At 35.6% G+C, this 23,830-nt stretch carries 18 protein-coding genes and 1 pseudogene; 8 read left to right on the forward strand and 11 right to left on the reverse strand.

From position 1 onward, the window contains the following. The 3 genes from AC5LXI_RS06250 (at position 1) to AC5LXI_RS06260 (ending at position 2,264) form a co-directional block, all read left to right on the forward strand. Positions 1-798 carry a transketolase gene (locus AC5LXI_RS06250; protein ID WP_493444004.1) on the forward strand — a complete coding sequence of 266 codons (798 nt, stop codon included), beginning with the start codon at positions 1-3 and terminating at the stop codon, positions 796-798. Between the two features lie 5 nt (positions 799-803). Then, positions 804-1,727 (forward strand): transketolase family protein, encoded by a 924-nt coding sequence (locus tag AC5LXI_RS06255; protein ID WP_493444267.1) that lies wholly within the window; start codon positions 804-806, stop codon positions 1,725-1,727. A 90-nt stretch (positions 1,728-1,817) separates the two neighbouring features. Beyond that, on the forward strand, positions 1,818-2,264 hold the full coding sequence (locus AC5LXI_RS06260) for a PTS sugar transporter subunit IIA (RefSeq protein WP_493444005.1): 447 nt from the start codon (positions 1,818-1,820) through the stop codon (positions 2,262-2,264). A gap of 14 nt (positions 2,265-2,278) precedes the next feature. Here the strand turns inward: AC5LXI_RS06260 and greB are convergent, their stop codons facing one another. Further along, on the reverse strand, positions 2,279-2,761 hold the full coding sequence (gene greB / locus AC5LXI_RS06265) for a transcription elongation factor GreB (protein ID WP_493444006.1): 483 nt from the start codon (positions 2,759-2,761) through the stop codon (positions 2,279-2,281). Between the two features lie 44 nt (positions 2,762-2,805). On the opposite strand from greB, the pseudogene AC5LXI_RS06270 reads away from it, so the two are divergent. Further along, a pseudogene (locus AC5LXI_RS06270) lies at positions 2,806-4,974 on the forward strand (Tex family protein); the annotation flags it as partial. Positions 4,975-5,572: 598 nt separating this feature from the next. Next, positions 5,573-7,039, forward strand: coding sequence for a hypothetical protein (locus AC5LXI_RS06275; RefSeq protein WP_493444007.1), 1,467 nt, complete (start codon positions 5,573-5,575; stop codon positions 7,037-7,039). Positions 7,040-7,251: 212 nt separating this feature from the next. On the opposite strand, the gene AC5LXI_RS06280 is transcribed toward AC5LXI_RS06275, so the two are convergent. The 10 genes from AC5LXI_RS06280 to AC5LXI_RS06325 form a co-directional block, all read right to left on the reverse strand. Further along, positions 7,252-8,118, reverse strand: coding sequence for a YjjW family glycine radical enzyme activase (locus AC5LXI_RS06280; protein WP_493444008.1), 867 nt, complete (start codon positions 8,116-8,118; stop codon positions 7,252-7,254). Next, complete coding sequence (locus AC5LXI_RS06285; RefSeq protein WP_493444009.1) at positions 8,093-9,640, reverse strand: YjjI family glycine radical enzyme; 1,548 nt, start codon at positions 9,638-9,640, stop codon at positions 8,093-8,095. The genes AC5LXI_RS06280 and AC5LXI_RS06285 overlap by 26 nt, the downstream gene beginning before the upstream one ends. A 130-nt stretch (positions 9,641-9,770) precedes the next feature. Next, positions 9,771-11,450, reverse strand: a complete 1,680-nt coding sequence (gene ushA, locus AC5LXI_RS06290; RefSeq protein ID WP_493444010.1) for a bifunctional UDP-sugar hydrolase/5'-nucleotidase UshA — start codon at positions 11,448-11,450, stop codon at positions 9,771-9,773. A 29-nt stretch (positions 11,451-11,479) separates the two neighbouring features. Next, a complete protein-coding gene (locus AC5LXI_RS06295; protein ID WP_493444011.1) occupies positions 11,480-12,781 on the reverse strand; it encodes a pyrimidine-nucleoside phosphorylase in 1,302 nt (433 codons plus the stop codon). 151 nt (positions 12,782-12,932) lie between these two features. Then, the gene (locus tag AC5LXI_RS06300; RefSeq protein ID WP_493444012.1) at positions 12,933-13,328 is read right to left on the reverse strand and encodes a cytidine deaminase; all 396 of its coding nucleotides are present in this window, start codon (positions 13,326-13,328) and stop codon (positions 12,933-12,935) included. A gap of 28 nt (positions 13,329-13,356) precedes the next feature. Then, entirely contained in the window at positions 13,357-15,327 is a 1,971-nt protein-coding gene (locus AC5LXI_RS06305) for a bifunctional 2',3'-cyclic-nucleotide 2'-phosphodiesterase/3'-nucleotidase (RefSeq protein ID WP_493444013.1), read from the reverse strand. Positions 15,328-15,353: 26 nt separating this feature from the next. Next, positions 15,354-16,523 carry an adenosine deaminase gene (add, locus tag AC5LXI_RS06310; RefSeq protein WP_493444014.1) on the reverse strand — a complete coding sequence of 390 codons (1,170 nt, stop codon included), beginning with the start codon at positions 16,521-16,523 and terminating at the stop codon, positions 15,354-15,356. A gap of 269 nt (positions 16,524-16,792) precedes the next feature. After that, complete coding sequence (locus tag AC5LXI_RS06315) at positions 16,793-18,061, reverse strand: nucleoside permease (RefSeq protein ID WP_493444015.1); 1,269 nt, start codon at positions 18,059-18,061, stop codon at positions 16,793-16,795. A gap of 191 nt (positions 18,062-18,252) precedes the next feature. Then, a complete protein-coding gene (gene deoD, locus AC5LXI_RS06320; RefSeq protein WP_493444016.1) occupies positions 18,253-18,969 on the reverse strand; it encodes a purine-nucleoside phosphorylase in 717 nt (238 codons plus the stop codon). Between the two features lie 42 nt (positions 18,970-19,011). Continuing rightward, positions 19,012-20,241, reverse strand: coding sequence for a phosphopentomutase (locus tag AC5LXI_RS06325; protein WP_493444017.1), 1,230 nt, complete (start codon positions 20,239-20,241; stop codon positions 19,012-19,014). Positions 20,242-20,703: 462 nt separating this feature from the next. On the opposite strand from AC5LXI_RS06325, the gene murB reads away from it, so the two are divergent. From murB to birA, 3 genes are read left to right on the forward strand one after another with little or no spacing between them, the layout of a single operon-like run. Next, positions 20,704-21,708 (forward strand): UDP-N-acetylmuramate dehydrogenase, encoded by a 1,005-nt coding sequence (murB, locus tag AC5LXI_RS06330; RefSeq protein WP_493444018.1) that lies wholly within the window; start codon positions 20,704-20,706, stop codon positions 21,706-21,708. A 36-nt stretch (positions 21,709-21,744) separates the two neighbouring features. Next, complete coding sequence (locus tag AC5LXI_RS06335) at positions 21,745-22,857, forward strand: MFS transporter (RefSeq protein ID WP_493444019.1); 1,113 nt, start codon at positions 21,745-21,747, stop codon at positions 22,855-22,857. 7 nt (positions 22,858-22,864) lie between these two features. Then, positions 22,865-23,818 (forward strand): bifunctional biotin--[acetyl-CoA-carboxylase] ligase/biotin operon repressor BirA, encoded by a 954-nt coding sequence (birA, locus tag AC5LXI_RS06340; RefSeq protein WP_493444020.1) that lies wholly within the window; start codon positions 22,865-22,867, stop codon positions 23,816-23,818. Positions 23,819-23,830 lie beyond the last annotated feature (12 nt).

The following is a 23,830-nucleotide window of genomic DNA, read 5'->3' on the forward strand; positions in this document are numbered from 1 at the left end:
ATGAATATTGAACAGTTAAAAATATCAGCTAAGCAAGCAAGACGTGATGTTGTCTCTATGATATACCGTTCTGGAGCAGGTCACCCAGGTGGGGCATTATCCATAACTGATATTATGACCTATCTTTATCAAAATGAAATTAATTTCAACCAAAGCCCTAGAGCTCGTCTTGTTATGAGTAAAGGGCATGCAGTAGCCATTCAGTACGCATTACTTAATCAATTAGGCTTTATCAAAGATGAAGAAATGAGTACTTTTCGTAATTTAAATTCTCGTCTGCAAGGGCATCCTAATATCAAAACTGTCCCACAACTTGACGCAAATACAGGTTTATTAGGCCAAGGTTTGTCAATTGCATTGGGAATGGCTGCCGCCAAAAAACTCAATAATGATGATAATAAAGTCTATGCAATCATTGGTGATGGTGAAATGCATGAAGGACAAATTTGGGAAGCACTACAACAAGCAGCTCATATGCAAATGGATAATTTAATTGCGGTTATTGATTACAACAAATTATCGTCTCATGACGAGGTGAATTCAGTATGTAGATTAGAGCCATTGGCTGACAAATTACGAGTTTTTGGTTGGCACGTAATTGAATTAACTGACGGTAATGATATGCAACAAGTTGTTGATGGTTTTGCTTTGACTCGTCATTATAAAGGAAAACCAATTGCTATTTTAGCGCACACTATTAAAGGGAAAGGAGTTAGTTTTATGGAAAATAATGGTGATTGGCATTCTAAAACACCGACTGATGCCGAATTTAAACAAGCTATGGAGGATTTACAATGACAGAAATGAAAGCACCTCGAGATGCAATTGGTAAAGCGTTAATTCAATTAGCAAAAAACAACTTCCCGATTACTGTTATTGATTGTGATTTAGCTAGTTCAACTCGTGCAGATCAGTTTGCAAAAAATTACCCAGAACGTTTTTTTGAAATGGGTATTGCTGAGGCTTCATCATTAAGTTTTGCCGCAGGGCAATCATTCGAAGGATTAATTCCGTTCTTTATCGATTTTGCTATTTTTGCAACCGGAACGGTATGGACACAGCTGCGACAATCTTGTTACGCAAATGCCAATATTAAAATAGTTGGAACTCACCCAGGTGTTGATGGTGGATTTGATGGCGCTTCTCATCATGCATTAGAAGATATTGCCTTAACAAGAGTTTTACCTAATCTAACCGTTTTATCGCCTGCTGATGCGGATGAAGTTTACCAAGCTTTTGAACAAGCGGCTAAAATCAAAGGTCCTGTTTACATTAGAGTTGCACGTGAACCAATGCCAGTTCGGGATAAAACAATCGTTCCTCGAGTCAATGATATTGAAGCAGTTATTGATGAAGGAAATGATTTTGCCATCATCTTCGAAGGGGCAAGTTATGAACAAGCTAATGACGGTTATCAAAAATTAACCTCACTTGGTCATAAAGGTAAGCTTGTGCATTTAGCGTGTATTAAACCATTTAATCAAGAAAAATTTAAATCCTTATGTCAACATGCTAATGTTCTCATAACAGTTGAAAATCATAGCATTAATGGCGGAGTTGGTGGATTAATTGCCGAGCAAAGTATGCAAAATGGTATTTTAAAACCGCTAATAAGAATTGGTGTATCTGATACGTTTACCGAATCAGGAAAAAGTAGTCAATTAAAAGATAAATATGGCATTAGTGGTCAAAATATTTGTGACCAATTTTTGCAGGCTATATCTTAAAATGAATAATGGTTACAAGTGAAAGCTTGTAACCATAATCAATAAAGTTAAGAAATTATTAATAAGTAATACAAGAATAAAGGTTAAAATATGTCTAAACAGTTACATCCTATTTTTGAGCAACATTGGCAGTTTAATAAAGAAAATTTGGATTGGAAAAGTGCGATTCAAATAGTTGGAAATTCATTAATCGAAAACAATATTATTGAACAAAGATATATCACATCCATAATTGATAATGTTAATGAAATCGGTGCTTACTTTATTATTGCAGATGGGTTTGCTTTACCTCATGCTCGTTGTGAAAATGGTGTGATTTGTGATGACACAAAATTTTCTTTACTAAAATGCACTCATCCGGTTGTTTTTCCTGACGGCGAAAAAATATCATTGCTGATTATGTTGGCGGCATCAGACAATAATAAGCATATTGATGCGATGTCTAAGCTTATCGAATGGCTAGATGAAGACGATCGACTTGATAATTTAATCAATGTTGATAATGTAGACGATTTTGAATGTTTATTATTTAAATAATCATAAAAAAACATCTAAATAGGTTCTTGGTAACTAATATCAACTATATAATAAAACGTTTTACCGTTTGGCGTGATAACTGATATTTCATCATCAATCTTATGACCGATCAAAGCTCTGGCAACAGGGCTATTGATGGATATCCAATTTTTCTTCGGATCGAATTCATCAGTACCGACGATTCGATAAATATGCAATTTTCCTGAATCATCTTCTAATTTAACCCAAGCGCCAAAAAACACTTTGCCTTCTTGACGCGGATCAGGATCGACAATTTTTAAGATCTCTAAGCGTTTAGTCAAGAATCGTACACGTCTATCAATTTCTCGTAGTCGTCTTTTTCCATAGATATATTCGGCATTCTCACTACGATCGCCAAGTGCGGCCGCATCAGAAACCGCTTGGGTTACTCTTGGTCTTTCTTCTTTCCATAAATATTTCAGTTCACGATCGAGTGCCAAGTAGCCTTCTCTTGTTATATAATTAGCTTTTTGCATGATGAATTTAAATTCCGTTAATCGACAAGATATACAGAGATACCATGATAAATAATCAAATTAGCCATATTATAGCGGGTGAATTAACCGTAAAACCAGAACAAGTTTTAGCTGCCATACAATTATTAGATGATGGTAGTACTGTCCCCTTTATTGCTCGCTATCGTAAAGAGGTAACCGGCGGATTGGATGATACCCAATTACGTACCTTAGATAGCCGTTTAAGTTATCTGCGAGAACTAGAGGATCGAAAACAGACGATTTTAAAATCAATTGAAGAACAAGGAAAATTAACTTCCGAATTAAGTCAAAAAATCACTCAAACACTTAGTAAAACCGAATTAGAAGATCTCTATCTCCCTTATAAACCAAAACGTCGTACACGCGGACAAATTGCAATCGAAGCGGGTCTTGAACCACTTGCTGATGATTTATGGCAACGCTCAGAACTCAATCCAGAAGCAGAAGCGGAAAAATATGTTAATCCAGAGAAAGGCATTTCTGATACTAAATCAGCATTAGATGGTGCGCGTTATATTCTAATGGAGCGTTTTGCCCAAGACGCCGCTTTACTGGCTAAAGTTCGTCATTACCTTTGGAACAATGCCCACCTTGTTTCTCAAGTTATTACCGGTAAAGAGGAAGAAGGGGCTAAATTTAGAGATTATTTTGCCCAAAGTGAACTTATTTCCAAAGTCCCATCACATCGAGCTTTAGCGATGTTCCGTGGTCGAAATGAAGGATTTTTACAACTATCATTAAATGCTGATCCACAGTTTGAAGAAGCACCTAAAGAGAGTTATTGCGAGCAGATTATTACTGAACATTTAGGCGTGCACTTTAACGATCAGCCAGCTGATAAGTGGCGAAAAGCAGTGATCAACTGGACATGGCGCATTAAAATCCTAATGCACATGGAAACTGAACTAATGACCACATTGCGAGAACGAGCCGAAGAAGAAGCTATTAATGTTTTTGCCGCTAATCTACACGATATGTTAATGGCGGCACCAGCCGGAATGAAGGTCACCATGGGTATGGATCCTGGTTTGCGAACTGGTGTTAAAATTGCCGTTGTAGATGCAACAGGAAAATTAGTCGCGACAGAAACTATCTATCCTCATACTGGTCAGGCGGATAAAGCCGCAATGGTTGTTGCAGCACTTTGTATAAAATATCAAGTGGAACTTGTTGCGATCGGTAATGGTACAGCTTCACGTGAGACTGAACGTTTTTATCTTGATGTCCAGAAAAAATACCCTGAAGTAAAAGGACAAAAAGTGATCGTTAGTGAAGCCGGGGCGTCAGTTTATTCTGCCTCAGAACTTGCGGCACAAGAATTTCCAGATCTAGATGTATCAATCCGTGGAGCGGTTTCTATTGCGCGTCGTTTACAAGACCCATTAGCTGAATTAGTTAAAATTGATCCAAAATCGATAGGTGTAGGTCAATATCAACATGATGTAAGTCAAACTCAACTCGCAAAAAAACTTGATGCTGTAGTTGAAGATGGGGTAAATGCGGTAGGGGTTAACTTAAATACTGCTTCTATGATGTTACTTGCTCGCATTGCTGGACTTAATAAAGTGATTGCCCAAAATATTGTCGATTGGCGTAACGAAAATGGTAAATTTGCTGATAGAAAACAATTATTAAAAGTACCACGATTAGGACCTAAAGCCTTTGAACAATGTGCCGGTTTTTTAAGAATTATGGAAGGTACTAACCCACTTGATGCATCGGCTGTTCATCCAGAAGCATATCCAGTTGTTGAACGAATTTTAACTAAAAATCATAAATCCTTAAAAGATATTCTAGGCGATTCAAATTATCTAAAATCCTTAAAAGCGATTGATTACGTTGATGATCATTTTGGTGTCCCGACTGTAACGGATATTATCAAAGAACTGGATAAACCAGGACGTGATCCAAGGCCCGAATTTAAAACCGCCCAATTTGCCGATAATATTGAAACAATGGAAGATTTAAAAATTGGCATGATCATGGAAGGTGTAGTAACCAATGTAACTAATTTTGGCGCTTTTGTGGATATTGGTGTACATCAAGATGGTTTAGTTCATATTTCAGCATTGTCCAATAAATTTGTTGATGACCCAAGAACTGTAGTAAAAGCTGGCGACATTGTGAAAGTGAAAGTGATAGAAGTTGATATTGCTCGAAAACGTATCGCTTTATCAATGCGTTTAGATGACTCGACCTTGGCAAAAGTGGATAATAAATCCGCAAATATGTCCTCTAATAATAAACATCAGCTAGCTACAACAAAAGCTAATAGTGCGATGGGTAACGCATTTGCCGCAGCATTTAAAAAAAATAAATAAATTAATATTTATACGAAAGGGGGGTTTTACCCCTTTTTTTAATAAAAAAGCGTAAATTGCAAAATTAAGACCAATATTGTCGATTGGCTATTCCTATTATTAAAATAAAAAATAATATCCTTTTTAAGTTTCCTTCTTAAGGATAATTAATATATAATTAAACTAATATGGATTGTAAATCAATTTGTATTTAGTATTTTTAGTCTTATCTTTTTAACTTTTCAAAATATTTATCTGATGTTCTTATTTTAATGTTTTTAGAATTTAGGATGTTACGATTTAAGTCTCAAGTAATTCTGTTCAAACTGTACCTTGGATGATTTTCAGTACTACGAATTTTTGTCGTCTTTGCACTGATGTTAACGGGTAGCAATTTTTTATTTTTTTATGAAAATTGTTAATTCAACAATGCTTCAAATCAATAATCTTATTCGAATTGGCGGAGAAGTTTATGTATAGAGGAGTAGCGATGAACAATTGTGAAGGTGTTACTAAAAGATTGTCTTTAATACTAATATTAAAACAGGTTTTATTCTTATCAGTGTTATTGTTTTCTTCAAATAACACGTTAGCAATTTTGTCATTATCCGTGACCACTCAAATGTATATTCATGGAAATGCTCCTGAAATACAGATGTCAGGAGAGTCAAAAGTACTAAATGGCATTCAATTAAAATTAAACGTCCCCAATAGTGATCCGCTCATTATTAATCCTGGAACATCTAATGAACTTTCTGTTGCATTTGATACTTCACCAAGTATGTTTTCATTTGATGTTGATTTTTCAGCTATGAATAATGATGATATTATTGATGTTGATGGTGATTATTTGGGAAGTAGCAATAATTTTAAAGTGGAGAGTGTAACCGCTGAATGGCGTGATAAAAATAATAATTTAATTGCTCCTGATTCAACAGCATCATTAGGTGGTAATATTTGTAAATCAGAAGGCTATAAAGGTGATTCAACACTAAAGCTTACTTTTAGTATTTCTGCTAAAACTCAGTATGGTACTCCCGCTGAATCTCAGCCTAAAGAAGTTTCAAAAACATTTACCGTAAAAGCTAACGATGGTATTTGTTATATTAGACCAGGGGTATTAGCCATACTTGCAAAAGGTGGTTGGAGCGAAACGGATAATTGGTTGTCGGGCGGTGCAGATACTATCAATCGTACAGATGCTTACAATCCAGATCAATTTGTTTTACATTCAGGATTTATAGCTTCAGCTACTGATTCAACTGGTCATCATTTCCCTTCTACTGCATTTCCTGAAGCTAGATTTAGAATTGTACCCGTCAATGCAATATCTAATTATACTTATACATTAGTTAAAAATCCTAATGGTGCTTTAATAAGTACTGCAAGGAGTTCAAATCCAGATTCAAAAAGTGAATTTAAATTTACTGACAATGCTCCTGCAAAAGATGATCAATTTATAATATTGGTAACGAATAATCAGACTAACGCTCAGTTTTATTATCGTTTTTCATTAAATCATTGGATGTATATATACCAACAACAGTTAAATTGGGTAGATTATAATACCGCTGAAAGGTTGTGCACTGCTAATAAAGACCGACTACCATCTAGAGCCGAATTAACCAATTCATTTTTAGCTACCGGTGTAACAAATAATGAAAATTGGTATATACCTCAAAACGGTTATAAAAGAGCAATTGGTGAAGGATTAATATCCGAGTGGGGAAAACTGTATCCATATGCGCCTAATGGTATCGATAATTCAGGAAAAGATATGATGGCAGATATAACGGATTCTTTAAAACACTTTGTTGCTTATGACTTTTATTTCACTTACGAATTGTCGCAATTAAAAGATAACAATGGTTGGACAAGGCGTTATAGTGTTGGTTCTGTTGAAGGTAATGTTATTGTAGAGCCAGATTCTGCTTATACTATGTGTGTTAGGTACTAATAATTTTGCGATATTTTATGTTTCATTACAAAATTGCTAATATTTTGTAATGAAACTTCTTTATGATCAGTTTTACTCAAATAAAATTATTACGTTAATATATTATTAATATTATAGATAAATGAAAAACATCATTTTTTTAAGCTAATAGATCTTTTAAGCTAGGTAATCATTGCCACTAGTCGCTTTGTTTATGATCTTTTTTCAAAATATTATAAATATACATTTGGTAAGGTAATATTCTGTAACCCGTAATATCGTAATTCAGCAGAAAATGTTTCAATTTGCGTTTGTGTTGCCGATGGCCATGTTTTGGCTATGCCATGTACACCGTGATTGTGGAAGGCATTGATTCTGACTTTAATTTGAGGATCGAGTGTTATTAAAAAATCTGCGAGTTGTTTAGCGTTATTTTGCAAGTCAGTGTGCTTAGGAATTACTAAAAACCGGACTTCATGCAGTTTTTCTATTTGGGCAAGATATTCAATGGTCTGTTTGACGCGATCATTATCCCGACCAGTAAGTTTTTTATGCACTTGAGTATCCCAAGCTTTCAGATCGATCATCGCACCATCCATTACTCTTTCAACTTTTTGCCAGCCAGTTTTTGCTAAGTAACCATTACTATCAATAAAACAAGTCAGGTGTTTTAAATCATCTGCTTGTTTTATTGCTTGAAATAATTTTTCAATAAAAGGTAATTGTAATGTTGCCTCACCACCGCTAATTGTAATGCCATTTAGAAAAGGTAAGTATTTACGAATTTCGAGTAGAATATCTTCAACATTGTAGTTATAGGTCATTGGTGTGGATTGATAACTACAGGTATTAATACAGGTATCACATTGCTGGCAATTTGAAGATCGCCAAATCACTTTGTTATTGATAAATGTTAACGCTTGATGTGGACAGGTAGTAACGCAATCACCACAATCCTTACAGTGTGAAATAGTGTAAGGATTATGGCAATTTAAGCATTTAAAATTACAGCCTTGTAAAAAAATGACTAACCGGTTTCCCGGTCCATCAACACAAGAAAAGGGTAACAGTTTATTAACGATTGCCCATGACTTGTTCATGACTAATTACTCGAGGCGTTCGGCAAAGGTAACTGTTATTTTCAGTATCTTCAGCCGCTTCACTACCTAAACATGTGGTATTAATTCGCGATCCTTGTTGTTTATATTTTTTGATATCTGATAATCTCACCATATAGCCGGTTACACGTACCAGATCATTGCCACTGATATTAGCGGTAAATTCACGGAAACCAAATTTAAAGGCTGCTTTGCAAATTTGTACTAAGGCTAATGGGTTATTTTTAATCGTTTCATCAATGGTTAAAATATCACTAATGCCAGAAGTATAATATTTATGGTGTTTGAATAATGCCATAATATGGGTTACTGGATCGGGTTCATGTCCATAAGGGATGCGTAAACCTGGGGTTGCGCCTCTATCAGAGCTAATACCTGATTGAGCATGTAACATTGCTTTACCTTTCCAAGCATGCTTAATTTTATGGTTATCAATAAAGTCGGCTAATTGTTGAGAAATAGTGGTGGCCAGTTGATTAGCATCTTCATCGACGCCATAACGCCCGGCTAAGTTGGATTTTTCTTGTAGAATATTGACTGCTTCAGCCATGGCATAAATACCGAACATTGGCGCGAATCGGGTTGCGTCAATTAATCCCTCTTTAACTAAAAAGCTATTTGCAAAGAAATTCGATTTTTCATAAAGAAATTCTGATCTTGCTTTGATTAAATTCAATTGCAATTGGCAATAATAAGGCAAGGTATTTTGTAAAAAATCGGTAATGTTGTTACTTTTTAATGCAACTTCTTTTAAATTGATTCTTGATAAAGTGCTACCACCACCAGCAACAGGAAGAGAGTTATAACAACTCACAACACCATAACCTTTTTCATCAAAATCTTTTTTAATCATCATATTATTAGCAATATGTGGTTTTGCTGTTTCACAAATATTTTCAATTGCGGTATTTAGTAAAGATTCAGGTGTGATATCTTCATCATAAATAAAAGTTAAATTAGGGGCAACCTGTTTAAGTTCGCGATCAACACGTAAAATAACCCGACAGATCACATTATCGGTAGGCCCAATATTGGCATGCATAAATGCATCAGGAAGATTGCGATCGAGCATAATCCAAAAACGTTTTAATCGTGGATAAAGTTCTTCTTCTGTCAAATCTCCAACATAAGGAAGTAACACTTGATCTAAACAGCCTAAATAAACTGGCATACCAGTGACCGAAGGTACGTGATGATAAGCAATGGTGAGCATATTTAGTGCATCATCAAAGGTTTTTGCTGGTTCAAGTTCTAAGTATTCAGATCCTTGTTTAAGAAATTTTGCATAATCAGGTAATACATAACGAGGTTTATACGGCGCATGTCCTTCGTACATATCACAGATTATCCGTTCATTGAGCGCATTTTGCGTTTCACTATCTAAATCAACATAGGGTAAATTATTTTCTGCGGCTAATGCGAGAAGGTTCGCTTTTTGTTTGGGTGACAAATTGGCATCGGTCACTATATCGTAACAATTTTTTTGAAATTCTGTCATGTTCATAAATACCTCTATATTACCTATATGCTGAAAGCAAAGATTAAATCTTTATGACTAATCATCTAGTTATTAGCACTGAGAATTATGATTATCAGTGCCATTAGTTTTTATATTTCTGTTTTAAAACGTGAAATTATTTTTCTAAAATAAAATTAGACGGTTGATAATCGGCTGCATTAATTGGTGAATGCGCTTCAAAATATTGTTTTACTGCGTCCGCATCTCGATAACCTGTATCGACATAAGTTGGTGAGTTGTTGACGATAGGGTAACCATCTCCACCAGCTGCTAAAAAGTCTAATGTTGCAATTCGATATGATTTTTGTAAATCAATTGGCGCATTATTAATTCTAATGTCGCTGATAGTATCGCCAGTTTTAGTTAGGCTAATATTTTTTAAATGAGTATAACCACCCGAACCCGGTTTTTTACCTAATGCAACCTTAAGATAATCAATTAATTCTCTGCCGGTTAATTCAAAGTAAACAACACTATTACCAAATGGTTCAACTTTCAAAATATCTCGATAAGTAATATCGCCTTCTATAAGTGAGTCACGAATCATACCACCAGACATAATACCAATATCGGCATTCGTCTTTTCAATAAAGGCACTAAGTAATAATTGCCCCATATTACTTTGTTGATATCTAACTACGTTACGGTCGCCCTCTAAACGGCCGGTTAACTCACCACTTTTAATGAGTAATTGTTGTTTACCTTGTTCTTGATAAGGTTTTAGTGTTTCCAACAGTTTTTTATCCTGTTCGATTTCACTGGTGTAATATTCAAGACGCTTGGTATCGTTACCGTTATCAACTTCTTTTTTCAAATTAATTGGAATTAACTGATAATTTTTGAGGGTAATTTTACCGTTTAAGAATACGAAGTCAGCACGACCAACATATTTTCCCCATTCATGAGCTTGAACAATCCACGTACCATTTTGTTGATCTGGAGCACAAGGTGTTCCCGGGACATATTCGGTAATACGTTTGTTAGGGCTAGCCATACATACTGGATTTTGAGAGTGACCACCCACAATCATATTCAACTCGCCTGGTTTTAATCCACGCGCTAGTGCAACATCACCTGGCGCCATTGAACCATGCTCACCATTTTCATAATGCCCCATATGCGTTACAGCAATAATCATATCTGGCCGTTCATTGCTTTTAATTTGACTAATGACTTTTTCAGCTTCAGGTAGCGTTTTACGAAATTCAACTCCATCAGTATTTTTAGGTGAAGCAAGGAAAATAGTATCATCAGTAGTTAAACCAAAAACAGCTACCTTAATGCCATTTAAATCAAATATTTTATAGGCATCAAAAACACGATTATCGGTATTTTTGAAGTAAGTATTTGCTGATAAAAATGGGAAATGAGCCCATTTTTGTTGTTCACGAATAATTGCTAACGGATGATCAAATTCGTGGTTACCTACTGCCATTGCATCATAGCCAATCTCGTTCATACCGACAAAATCGGGCTTTGCTTGTAACACATCGGATTCAGGAACACCAGTATTAATGTCACCGCCAGAAAGCAGAAGTAATTTTCCGCCTTTTTCTGCTACTTCTTTTCTTATTTGGTCAACAACTGTTTTTTGTGCGGCTAACCCATATTCACCAATATCATTTTGCCAAAAACGGCCATGATGATCGTTTGTATGTAAAATAGTAAAAGAGTAGGATTTATTTTTTTCCCAACTAGGTGCAGTAGACTGCTTGGTTGCAACTGCTGCAAATGAATTGACTGAAAACAGACCTAAAGCAATAAGTAGTGACAGTTTTAATTTAACTCGATACATGGCGTCTCCTAAATCCTTATTTATTATAGTTATTCCGTAATAACTTTGAAAATCAATTGTGGTTGTTTAGCACTATCACTAATTGTAATATTGTCATACAATTTTTGTTTAATTGCATCAATCTGATCACTATTTGCGTGAATAGTTAATAACGCTTCGCCCTCATCAACTTTATCACCTACTTTTTTATGTAAAACAATACCAACAGCAGGATCAATAACATCTTCTTTAGTTGCTCGTCCTGCTCCTAATTGCATCGCGGCAATACCAATTTGGTCAGCAATAATACGTGAGACATAACCTGATTTTTTTGCAGGTAGGTCGATTTGATAAGGGGCATTGGCTAATTTTTCAGGGTGATCAACCACTGAACTATCGCCACCTTGAGCTTCAATTAACGTTTTGAATTTATCAATTGCTTTACCATTTTTAATCACTTCTTGTAGTTTTTCTCTGGCTTCATCTAATGTCTTAGCTTTATTGGCTAACACTACCATTTGACTACCAAGCGTTAAAACGAGTTCGGTTAAGTCAGCAGGGCCATGACCATTTAATGTATCAATGGCTTCTTTAACTTCTAAGGCATTACCAATGGCATAACCTAACGGTTGTGACATGTCTGAGATAATCGCCATGGTTCGTCGGCCAATTTGGTTACCAATATTTACCATTTCATGCGCTAATTTTTCTGAGTCTTCCATGCTTTTCATTAAAGCGCCATCACCGGTTTTAACATCCAACACAATAGCATCAGCGCCAGCAGCCAGTTTTTTACTCATAATTGAGCTAGCAATAAGTGGAATAGAGTTAACCGTACCGGTTACATCACGTAATGAATACAGTTTTTTATCAGCAGGGGTTAAGTTGCCTGATTGACCAATAACCGCAACACCTTTTTGGTTAACTTGATCGATAAATTCTTGCTTACCTAATTCGATTTTAAAGCCCGGAACAGTTTCAAATTTATCTGTTGTTCCGCCAGTATGGCCTAATCCTCGACCTGACATTTTAGCAACTGGAACATCTAAAGCTGCAACTAATGGTGCTAGCACTAAAGTCGTTGTATCACCCACCCCACCGGTTGAATGTTTATCGACTTTAATACCTTTAATTGATGAAAGATCAACGGTATCGCCTGAATACATCATCGCACTAGTTAAATCAGCACACTCTTTTGACGTCATACCTTGATAATAAATTGCCATAAGCAAAGCACTGACTTGATAGTCAGGAATCGTACCATTAGTATAATTGGTAATAAAAAATTGAATTTCTTCGGTAGTTAATGCATGCCCATCACGTTTTTTTTCAATAATATCTACAAATCTCATTACACATCTCTCTTAATATCAATAAATCAAATTAGGATTATATTCTTCTCATCCAGAATTTGGATTGATGATGATCATAGTTAATTTTATCATCAATCGCTTTATTATTTTTTGTCTATGTTCTAAATAGTTGAAATTGTATTGCTCACAATTAATCTAAATCGCTTGGCGAAAATGACCATGGTAGCAATTCACCCACGGTAGTTTCTTGAATTTTGCCGTGCATGTTGGTTAAAATAACTGGCATATCTTTAGCACAAAACTCACTAATAACTTGACGACAAGCGCCACAAGGTGAGATAGGTCCCTCGGTATCACCAATTACAACTAATTTTTTGAATTTCGTTTTACCTTCTGATACCGCCTTAAAAATTGCAGTTCGTTCAGCACAGTTAGCAAGACCATAAGAGGCATTTTCAATATTGCACCCTAAAATGGCTTCATCATCTTCGGTGATTAATACCGCACCTACTTGAAATTTAGAATAGGGCACATAAGCCTTTGAGCGTGCTGTTTTAGCGAGTTCAATTAGTTTTTCAATTTTCATAATGATAATCCTTGTTGCGATCAATATATTATTGATTTTGTGAATTTGTAGGTGCTTGTAAATTTAGTTGATACACACCAAAACCTAACTTATCTTTTTCAACAAACTTAGTTCGGTATAATGAATGTGTTTCAATATAGGTTTTAGCTTCATCAGTTGGTGAAGATTCAAAACGAATATCCAAATTAGTTTGGCTGGTAATTGGCGCAATTCGCCAGTTATTATCAACAGTTACATTAACTTGTCCATGCTTTTTAGTGTGATTAGTTATGTAAGCTGAAAGAATAACTCTTAAATCATCAGGTGAATTAAATTTAACATTTTTACCACCGGTACCAGGAAATGCGCCGGTATAAGCACGATAGTTATTGGTAGCAATTAAAAATGCTTGATTTGGATCAATTGGTTTTTGTTGATAGGTTAAATTTACAATACGTTCTGATTCAGGGTTAATTAATTGACAACTACCATCGTATCGTGCTGGCTTAGTGATATCAATTTGATAATTTACTCCATCAATAGTATCGAAATTATAAGTCCTAAATTGATCCCAATTAATCAAATATTGTGGTTGTGCCGAATTGATATCAATTTGATTATAAACACCAGCCGAACATTCAAGCCACTCTTTGACCTCTTTTCCGGTAATCTTAACGGCAGATAAAATGTTAGGATAAAGATAGATATCAGCTGCATTTCTAAAGGTTAAATCACCTTTTTTCACATCCACATATGCAGTAGGATCATTTTTACGACCGCCAGCTTTAAATGGTGCAATCGCTGACAAAATGGGTAATCCATCTAGATCAGGATCACCTTGAACAAACTGTTTTACATAATCAATTTGGGCATCGCTAATAATCTGTAAAGCGGAGGTATCTTCGACTAAGGCTAAATAACTATTGATATCGGTTGATACCTTACCAATTGGTTTACCGACAAACTCGCGCGTACCTTCATGATCATCTTTTAACACTTTAACAATGTTTTGATCGGCATCAACCAACGCTTTTTTGTTTTTTACATCAAAGATAGGGCGAGCTTCTGATTTACCTGACACGACTTGCCAATTAGTCTTATTACCTTCAACAACTAAATCGACCACGCCTAAATGGCTACCCCATTGCCCAGGCATTACTGCTGGCACATGGTTAATATTTCCGGTATTAATATCGGTATTAGGCAATGATTTAAAATCCTCACTTGGGAATACGCCATGTGAATGACCAAACATAATCGCATTGATATCTTTAACTTGGCTTAAATAATAAACCGAATTTTCGGCTAACGCCTTATAAGGTTCGGCAGAAACACCGGAATGTGGAATTGCAACAATGATATTTGCCCCTTGTTTTTTCATTTCAGGAACTAATTTTTTGGCAGTCTCAGTAATATCTTTAACGATCACTTTACCTTCCAAATTAAGCTTATCCCATTGCATAATTTGTGGTGGTACAAAACCAATATAACCGATTTTGATAGTATGCGACTTACCGTCTCTATCTATTACCTGTTTATCTAAAATGATATATTGCCTAAAGAAAGGCTTATTGGTTTTCGCATCATAAACGTTGGCATTAACATAAGGAAAATTTGCCCCAGCCTGACTTTTTTGTAAAAAATCTAAGCCAAAATTAAATTCATGATTACCAATATTACCAACAACATAATCGAGCGTATTAAGCGCTTTATAAACCGGATGAATATCACCTTTGTTTAAACCTTTATTTAGTGCATAATCAGCCATTGGACTACCTTGAATTAAATCACCATTATCAACTAATACGCTATTTTTAACTTCTTTTCGTGCTTGATGAATTAAGTTGGCTGTTTTAGCTAAACCAAAGGTGTCAATTGATTTATCTTTAAAATAATCATAATTCATCATATTACCATGCAAATCGGTAGTTTCAATAATCCTTAAATCTACCGTTGCTGCTTGAAGTGTTCCAGAAATTAATAGGGTCAGCAGGCTTAATGTTAATCGGGTTTTATTCATATCAATCTCCTATTTTTCTGATACAGTTAATCATTAACATGTTGTGATAATAAAATTTGGTAGTGTTTTAATCGTTCAATAATAGCTGGGTGATACAGCTCATCGTTGATTGCTTGTTGCAAACATTGCCTATCATCGATGGTAAAAAAAGCCAAAACATGGTTTAATAAACGTGATTTTTCCTTGGGTTCAATAAATGCAGCATCAATGCCACAAAGTGTAATATCAAATAATTCTAATCGTGAAAAATGAAAAGCTTGCTTGGCTAGCTGATACTCTTTTTCAATATCGGTTCCAAAAATCCCAGCATCATCGGTATTAAGGGTGATTCTTATCCCTTTATCATAAAGTTGTCGAATTGGGTGATTATGAATATCGCCATGTAAATTAGTGACTAAAATACGGTTACTTGTAAGTGCAATTTCTAAAGTGATTTTGTTATCAACTAATTGATTAATCAACTTATCATCTTCAATCGCAGCTATACCATGTCCAATTCGATTAGCGCCATGCTTAAGCGCTTGAATAATACTATCTGAGCAATCAATTTCACCAGCATGGTAAGATTTTTTTAGGTTTAATTTAGATGCGAGTTGATGAGCCTTTTCAAAATCATCAAAATGCCCCGCTTTTTCATTACCAGCAATATTAAATCCGGTGATAAATGGGTGAGGGTTATTCTCAATAAATCGAAGTGTATCATATACCACATCAGCGCCAAGATGGCGTACGCCAATGACATGGTATCTTACTGTAATATCATGTTCTTTCTGAATATCAATAATCGCTTTATCCATTTGCGCAAGCGTTTGTTGAAATCGATTTTGATCCCAATTAATTTTACCTTTTTTTTCGGTTGCGCAAATATGATAAGGCGACAGGAACAGCTCACAGTAAATCAACCCTTGTTTAGCATTTCTGCTTAAAAAATCGTAGGTAATTAGGTAATAATCGTCAGGCTGTTTAACAAAATTAGAGACAGTATCATAAGTTTGGATAAATGAAACAAAATCGGATTCATCATAGTTATATCGACCATTTTTATACTCGGTCGCATCATATTCACCTAGTCGATAGCATAATGAATCAGGAAAAGTTAAATGATTTTTATCAGCTAGCTTTTTCGCCATAAAGGGAGTAATACTGCCTTCTATATGCTCATGAAGTATAACTTTTGGAATCATTTGCTTATTCATCGAGTTCTAATTTGTTTAAATATATGCTTATAGGGTACTTGTAAAGTATTCATCAATTAGCAAGACTATTGAAACAAATTTTACAAGCATTTTATTCTACCTTGATAAGACACTTATTTTCCATACATTTTGTGTGACTTATCGATTAGATTGATTGGCAATAATTAAGTAACAACTTAGCTGTTACTTGATTATTGCCTAATTAGTTAATTTGGTTTATCTACGCCATATTAACATAATGGTTAAGTTTCAAAAATATGGCTAGACCTTTAACTTGCCTCAAGTGAGGTATTAACTTTTTTAGCTTTATCACTGAGAGAATCATTCTGGAAAATTAAAACAAAAATAATCGCAAGCACTAATGAATAACCTGCAAAAATTAACCAAATTGTGCGCCAGTCGATAACATCATTGACGGTGTAATAATCCACAACAATACCACTGATGGTTGAGCCTAAATAAGCCCCTAAACCGTTCGTCATAATCATGAATAAACCTTGTGCACTGTTGCGGATATCAGGTGAAACTGTTTTATCAACATACATAGAACCCGAAATATTATAGAAGTCAAACGCACAACCATAAACGATCATGGATAGAAGAAGTAGTATGAAACCTACAGGTGATGGATCGCCAAAAGCAAATAGTCCAAAACGAGCAACCCAAGCCAGCATACTGATTAGCATGACATATTTAATACCAAATCTTTTCATAAAAAATGGTACAAATAAAATAAATACAACTTCTGACATTTGTGAAATAGAGAGTAACACAGAAGGGTATTGCACAACTAAACTGTCAGCGTACTCTGGAATATTTTTAAATGAGAGTAAAAATGGATTACCAAAGGTATTGGTAATTTGCAAAATACCACCAAGGAATACTGCAAAGATAAAAAAGATAGCAATTCTTGGCTGTTTAAATAATACGAATGCATCTAAACCTAAAGAGCTCGCAAGAGATTTTCTTTTTGACTCATCTTTAGCTATCACAATTAATGGTAATGTTAACGAGTATAGACTGAGTAAAATTGAACCGCCAGCCGCAATATAAAGTTGTACATTGCTTAATCCAACTTTTAAGAAGCTAACTAGCCACATAGCAACAATAAAACCGATAGTGCCAAAAATTCTGATACCAGGGAATTGTGATATAACTTCAAGCCCTTCTGATTCTAAACAGGAGTAAGAAATTGAGTTAGAAATTGCGATAGTCGGCATGAATGCTAGACAATGAAGCAAAATTATCACAATCATCATAAATGGTGTTGTAACAGATGCAGCAATAAATAGCGTTATAGCTCCAAATAAGTGACAAAGCATAAATAATCGATTAGCAGGAATCCATCTATCTGCCACAACACCTAGTAAGCCAGGCATAAATAAAGAAGCTATCCCCATAGTCCCATAAACTGAACCTACAGTCATGCCACTAAAATGCAAGGTCTCCATCATGTAAGAGCCTAAAGTTATAAGCCAGCTACCCCAGATAAAAAATTGCAAGAAAAATATAACTTTAAGTTTAAACTTAATATTCATTTCGATTCCTTATTAAATGAGCTCTTTTTTAACCTATTAGATAAAAATTAATGAATAAATAAAAATGCTATGACTATCAAAACGCTAGTTATAACGATAAACATATTCACTGTTAAAGTAGTTTAATAACAGCCAATGTGGAATTTTATAGTTTTTTAACCAAAAAAAATGGCAGAAATTCTGCCATTAATTTAATTCGAATTAAGTAATACCGACTCTAAAGCAACAGTAATCATCTCTTTAAAGCCAAGCTGACGCTCCTTAGAAGACATCGCTTCACCTTTTCGAATATGATCTGATACTGTACAAATCGCCAACGCTTTCGCGCCATATTCAGCAGCCACACCATAAATACCAGCGGCTTCCATTTCGACACCTAGAATATTGTATTTTTCCATAATATCGAAAAGATCAGGCTCGACGCTATAAAATAGATCAGCAGAAAAAAGATTACCCACTTTAACATTCACATTTAATTGTTTCGCTGCATTAACAGCATTACAAATTAAACCGAAATCAGCAATGGCGGCAAAATCATGATCTTTAAAACGTAACCGATTGACTTTTGAATCAGTGCAGGCACCCATGCCAATAACCACATCACCAAGATTGACATCGGGGCTGATGGCGCCACATGAACCGATACGAATGATGTTTTTAACACCATAAAATTTAATCAGTTCGGTTGTGTATATAGAACAAGATGGAATGCCCATACCATGCCCCATAACAGATATTTTCTTTCCTTTATAGTCACCGGTAAAACCTAGCATTCCTCTAACATTAGTTACTTCTTTAGCATTATCTAAAAAAGTTTCGGCAATAAACTTAGCTCGTAATGGATCGCCGGGCATCAAAACGGTTTGAGCAAAAGCATCATCGGTGGCATTAATATGTGGGGTAGACATTTAAATCTCCTGATTTATAACTAAAAAAATGTACTAAAATCACTATTTGCGAATAAATGATTCGCCATAATCCATAGGTGACAAATCAAAATAATCGGCAACACTTTGCCCAATATCAGCAAATGTTTTACGATGGCCTAATGATCCAGCTGGAACGCTATCGCCATAAACTAAAACTGGAATATGCTCACGAGTATGATCTGTACCAGACCAAGTTGGATCACAGCCATGATCGGCGCTGATAATTAAAAGATCACCTGGTTTAATAAGGGCTAACATCTCAGGCAAGCGACTATCAAAATATTCTAAAGCAGCAGCGTAACCAGCAACGTCACGTCGATGACCATATGATGAATCAAAATCTACAAAATTAGTAAAAACAATAGTATTATCTTTCGCTTGTTTGATTTCTTCTAATGAGGCATTGAATAACGCCTCAATACCTGTTGCTTTAACTTTTTTAGTAATACCTACTTGGGCGTAAATATCGGCAATTTTACCAATTGACACAACGCTACCGTGTTTTTCATCAACCAGTTTTTTAATCATTGTTGGTGCAGGTGGCTCAACAGCTAAATCATGACGGTTACCAGTACGGACAAATTCACCCGGTTTATTACCTAAAAATGGACGAGCAATAACGCGACCGATATTATAATCACCTTTATTAAGCTCATCACGCGCGATTTCGCAAACTTCATACAGCTTATCTAGACCGAAAGTCTCTTCATGGCAGGCAATTTGAAAAACAGAATCAGCAGAGGTATAAAAAATAGGTTTACCGCTCGACATATGCTCAAGGCCAAGTTCATCAAGAATCACGGTACCCGATGAATGGCAATTACCCAAATAGCCCGGTAAATTAGCACGTTTAACAATCTTATCTAATAATTCTTGAGGAAAGCTGTTAGTAGTATTGGTAAAGTAACCCCAATCGAATAATACCGGTACGCCGGCGATTTCCCAGTGACCAGATGGGGTATCTTTACCTGATGAAATCTCACTGGCATAACCATAAGCGCCAATAACTTCACCTTCGGTAGCCATTTCTTTAGGATATGAACCAGTAGATTCATAAGCGGCTTCGATCAAACCTAACTTTCCTAAATTAGGTAATTTCAATGGTCCTTGACGTCCATGATTTGCTTTACCTAAAGCGCAAGCCTCGGCAATATGACCTAAGGTATCCGAACCTTCATCGCCATATTTTTTTGCATCTTCAGCACCGCCGATCCCAAAGGAATCGAGGATCATAATAAAAACTCTTTTCATAATTTCCTCTAAATCTCAACTAAGTACAGCTAAAATCATAAATCATAAAGTTATTTAAAACCGTGATCGATAACTTATTTTTCGAATTTTATAAAATAATAATAACGTCTATCATAAGCTTGAGTAAAATAGATTATAACTAAATTTATAAAAAAGATCGCAGCTATAATACATGATAAAAAAAAACAAAAAAGAGATAGTACTTTATTTGTAGACTATTTGCCTAAACTTTTGACATTTTTATTAACAAATAAATAGTGACGATTAGTAAAAAATAATTTAATGCATAAAAGATCGTTTTGCATTGTGCTAATATAGCAAATTAATAAGCGACAATTGAATAAAGTGCCTTATCAAAAATTGATAAGGCTATTAATTTGCTACTTTTAAATGCGCTCGAAAAAACGCCAGTAAGATCGATTTAATTGAATTTAAAAGTAGTTTTATAAAAGGTAGTCATTAATGAACCAAAAAATTCCTAATACATTTGCTTTAGATGTTTACGCTAACCGAGTCGAAACAGTCGAAACCGTTGAACAACTAATGCAAGTTTGGAAAAACTACTCTAATAATCTTATGATTATTGGACAAGGCAGTAACACGCTATTTACCGAAAATTTTGCTGGCACAATTATCGTTAACCGAATTAAAGGGTTAACTATAACTGAAACCCCAACACACTGGCATTTAAAAGTGGGGGCGGGTGAATATTGGCATGATCTAGTTGCCAACACCATCAATCAAAATATTCCAGGTCTTGAAAACTTGGCTTTAATCCCCGGTTGTGTTGGTTCTGCGCCAATCCAAAATATTGGCGCATATGGGGTTGAATTTCAAAAAGTGGCAGATTATGTCGAATTACTGGAATTTGCAACCGGTAAAATTGTCAGCGTTACTGACGGCCAATATGGCTATCGTGAAAGCATCTTCAAACAAAAATATGCTGATGGTTATGCCGTTGTTTATGTTGGTCTCAAATTACCAAAACAGTGGGATCCAGTGCTAACTTATGGTGAATTACGAAATTTTGATCCAAAAACCGTTACGCCGAAAATGATCTTCGATAAAGTATGCGAAATCCGTCGAAGTAAACTGCCTGATCCTAGCGTTTTAGGCAATGGTGGAAGCTTTTTCAAAAATCCAGTAGTTGATAAAAAACTTGCTGATAAACTACTTGAAAAATACCCAACAATGCCTATATATCCACAAAGGGATGATCAAATAAAATTAGCTGCCGGTTGGTTAATTGATCAGTGTGGTCTAAAAGGTTATCAAATTGGTGGTGCAGCAGTGCATCAACAACAAGCTCTGGTTTTAGTCAATAAAGATAATGCGACAGCGCAAGATGTCGTTGCATTAGCGCGTTATATCATCAATGCAGTATTGCAAAAGTTCTCGGTGCACCTATCGCCTGAAATTCGATTTATGGGAGCGACAGGTGAAATTGACGTAGATAAATTTCTATAAATACGTTTTATATACAACAAAATTACATACAAACTTATGAAACATTCGTATTCATTTCCTATTTTATTAACGAGTTTATTATTTGTTACCATTGCCTTATCGGCACTTAATACTCAAGTGCCACTTTGGCTAGTTCGTGAAGAGTTTTCGCTTGGGCAAATAGGCTTAGTTGGCTCGAGCTACTTTACTGGTAACTTAGTAGGTACCATCATGGCAAATTGGTTTATTAGCCGGTTTAACGCCAGATTTACTTACACCTACAGTTGTATTATTTTTGCGATTGCGACTATTGGTTTAAGTTTCTCAATGGATTTTTACAGTTGGGCGATATGGCGATTTTTCATTGGAATAGCCTGTGCGGTTACTTGGGTTGTGATTGAAAGTTGCATCTTAGTTACTGGTACAGTGCGCACTCGCGGCAAAATGTTGGCGGTCTATCTCACTACCTACTACTTAGGCACCGTGTTAGGGCAAGCTCTGCTCCAGTATTTTCCGCAAAATGTACTCTATTTTGGCTTAGTGATTGCAATACTGATGGGGCTTGCCATCCTATTTATATTGCTAACTCATTACAAATTGCCGAAGAAGAAAAAAAGTAGTTTCAACATTATGCCAATGATAATGTATAAACCTTCTCGAGTCGGTTTAATTGGTTGTGCGATAGCAGGTATGTTAATTGGTTCACTGTATTCGTTAATGCCAGCCTACTATTCACATCTAGGCTACAACGATAACCAAGTCGCCAATTGGATGGTATTACTGATCCTCTCTGGTGTGATTGCCCAAATGCCGGCAAACTGGTGTGCAGATAGGTTTGGTCGTCGTATTGTATTGCTTGTTGAATCAATCTTCATGATGATTGCCTGTGGCTTGCTGATATTTAACGTCTATGGTGTATTAGCCATTATGTTGCTCGGCGCGACCATTTATACCATCTATCCCATCTCCATGGCGTGGGCTTGTTCGTGTGTTCGCAAACAAGAAATTGTATCGATGAATCAAGCCATGTTATTAACCAATACACTCGGTAGTTTAGTTGCTCCAGCGGTGATAGCCCTTATAATGGATACATTAAGTAATAGTTATTTATTTATCAGTTTTGCTATAATTTCACTCTATTTTGTTGTTTTATTATTGTTCAAAAAATGAGGGTTGAATGCGCAGTAACCAAAATCCATTGAAATTAATTAATATATTAGCTGATGGACAGTTCCACTCAGGTGAAGAACTTGCCAATCAATTTGGTATTACCCGAGCTGGTATCAACAAATATATCAAAGTACTACGAAATTGGGGTATCACCTTATCCTCTGTACAAGGTAAAGGTTATTGCTTAGCATCACCAATAGACTTACTCGATAAGGCCAAAATCGACAACGATTATGGTGCCGATAGTCATGTAGAAGTGCTGCCGATCATTGACTCAACTAACCAATATCTATTAGATAATATTGAAACATTACAAACTGGTGACAGTTGTGTTGCCGAGTTTCAATCAAAAGCGCGAGGTAGACGAGGGCGACAATGGTTTTCGCCATTTGGTAGTAACCTGTACTTTTCCATGTATTGGCGACTTGATCAAGGTATTGCGGCGGCAATGGGATTAAGCTTAGTTGTGGGTATTGTCATAGCCGATACATTACGACAAATTTCGGGTCAAGACATCAAAGTGAAATGGCCAAATGACCTCTATCTTAATGACCAAAAGCTTGCGGGTATATTGGTCGAACTCGCTGGTAAGACTGGTGACTGTGCGCATGTTGTTATTGGTGTGGGTATCAACTTAATGATGAGCAATCCCGATCCCAATATCGTCAATCAAAAATGGGCTAATTTGGGTAAAGTTGACCGCAATTTGCTGGTGGCAAAAGTGGCAAAAAACCTAAAAAACAAACTTCGTGACTTCGAAAAACATGGACTTACCCCATTTCTTAGTGACTGGCAACGACTCGACAATTTTGTTAATCGTCCAGTTAAATTATTAATTGGTGATACTGTCATCCGAGGAATTGCTAAAGGCATTAATGAGCAGGGTGGATTACTTTTAGAACAAAATGGCAAAATAAACGCATATATCGGCGGTGAAATTTCATTAAGAAGTGATGAATAAATGCTGATTGTC

The sequence above is a fragment of the Gilliamella sp. LMG 34361 genome (genome assembly GCF_984569075.1).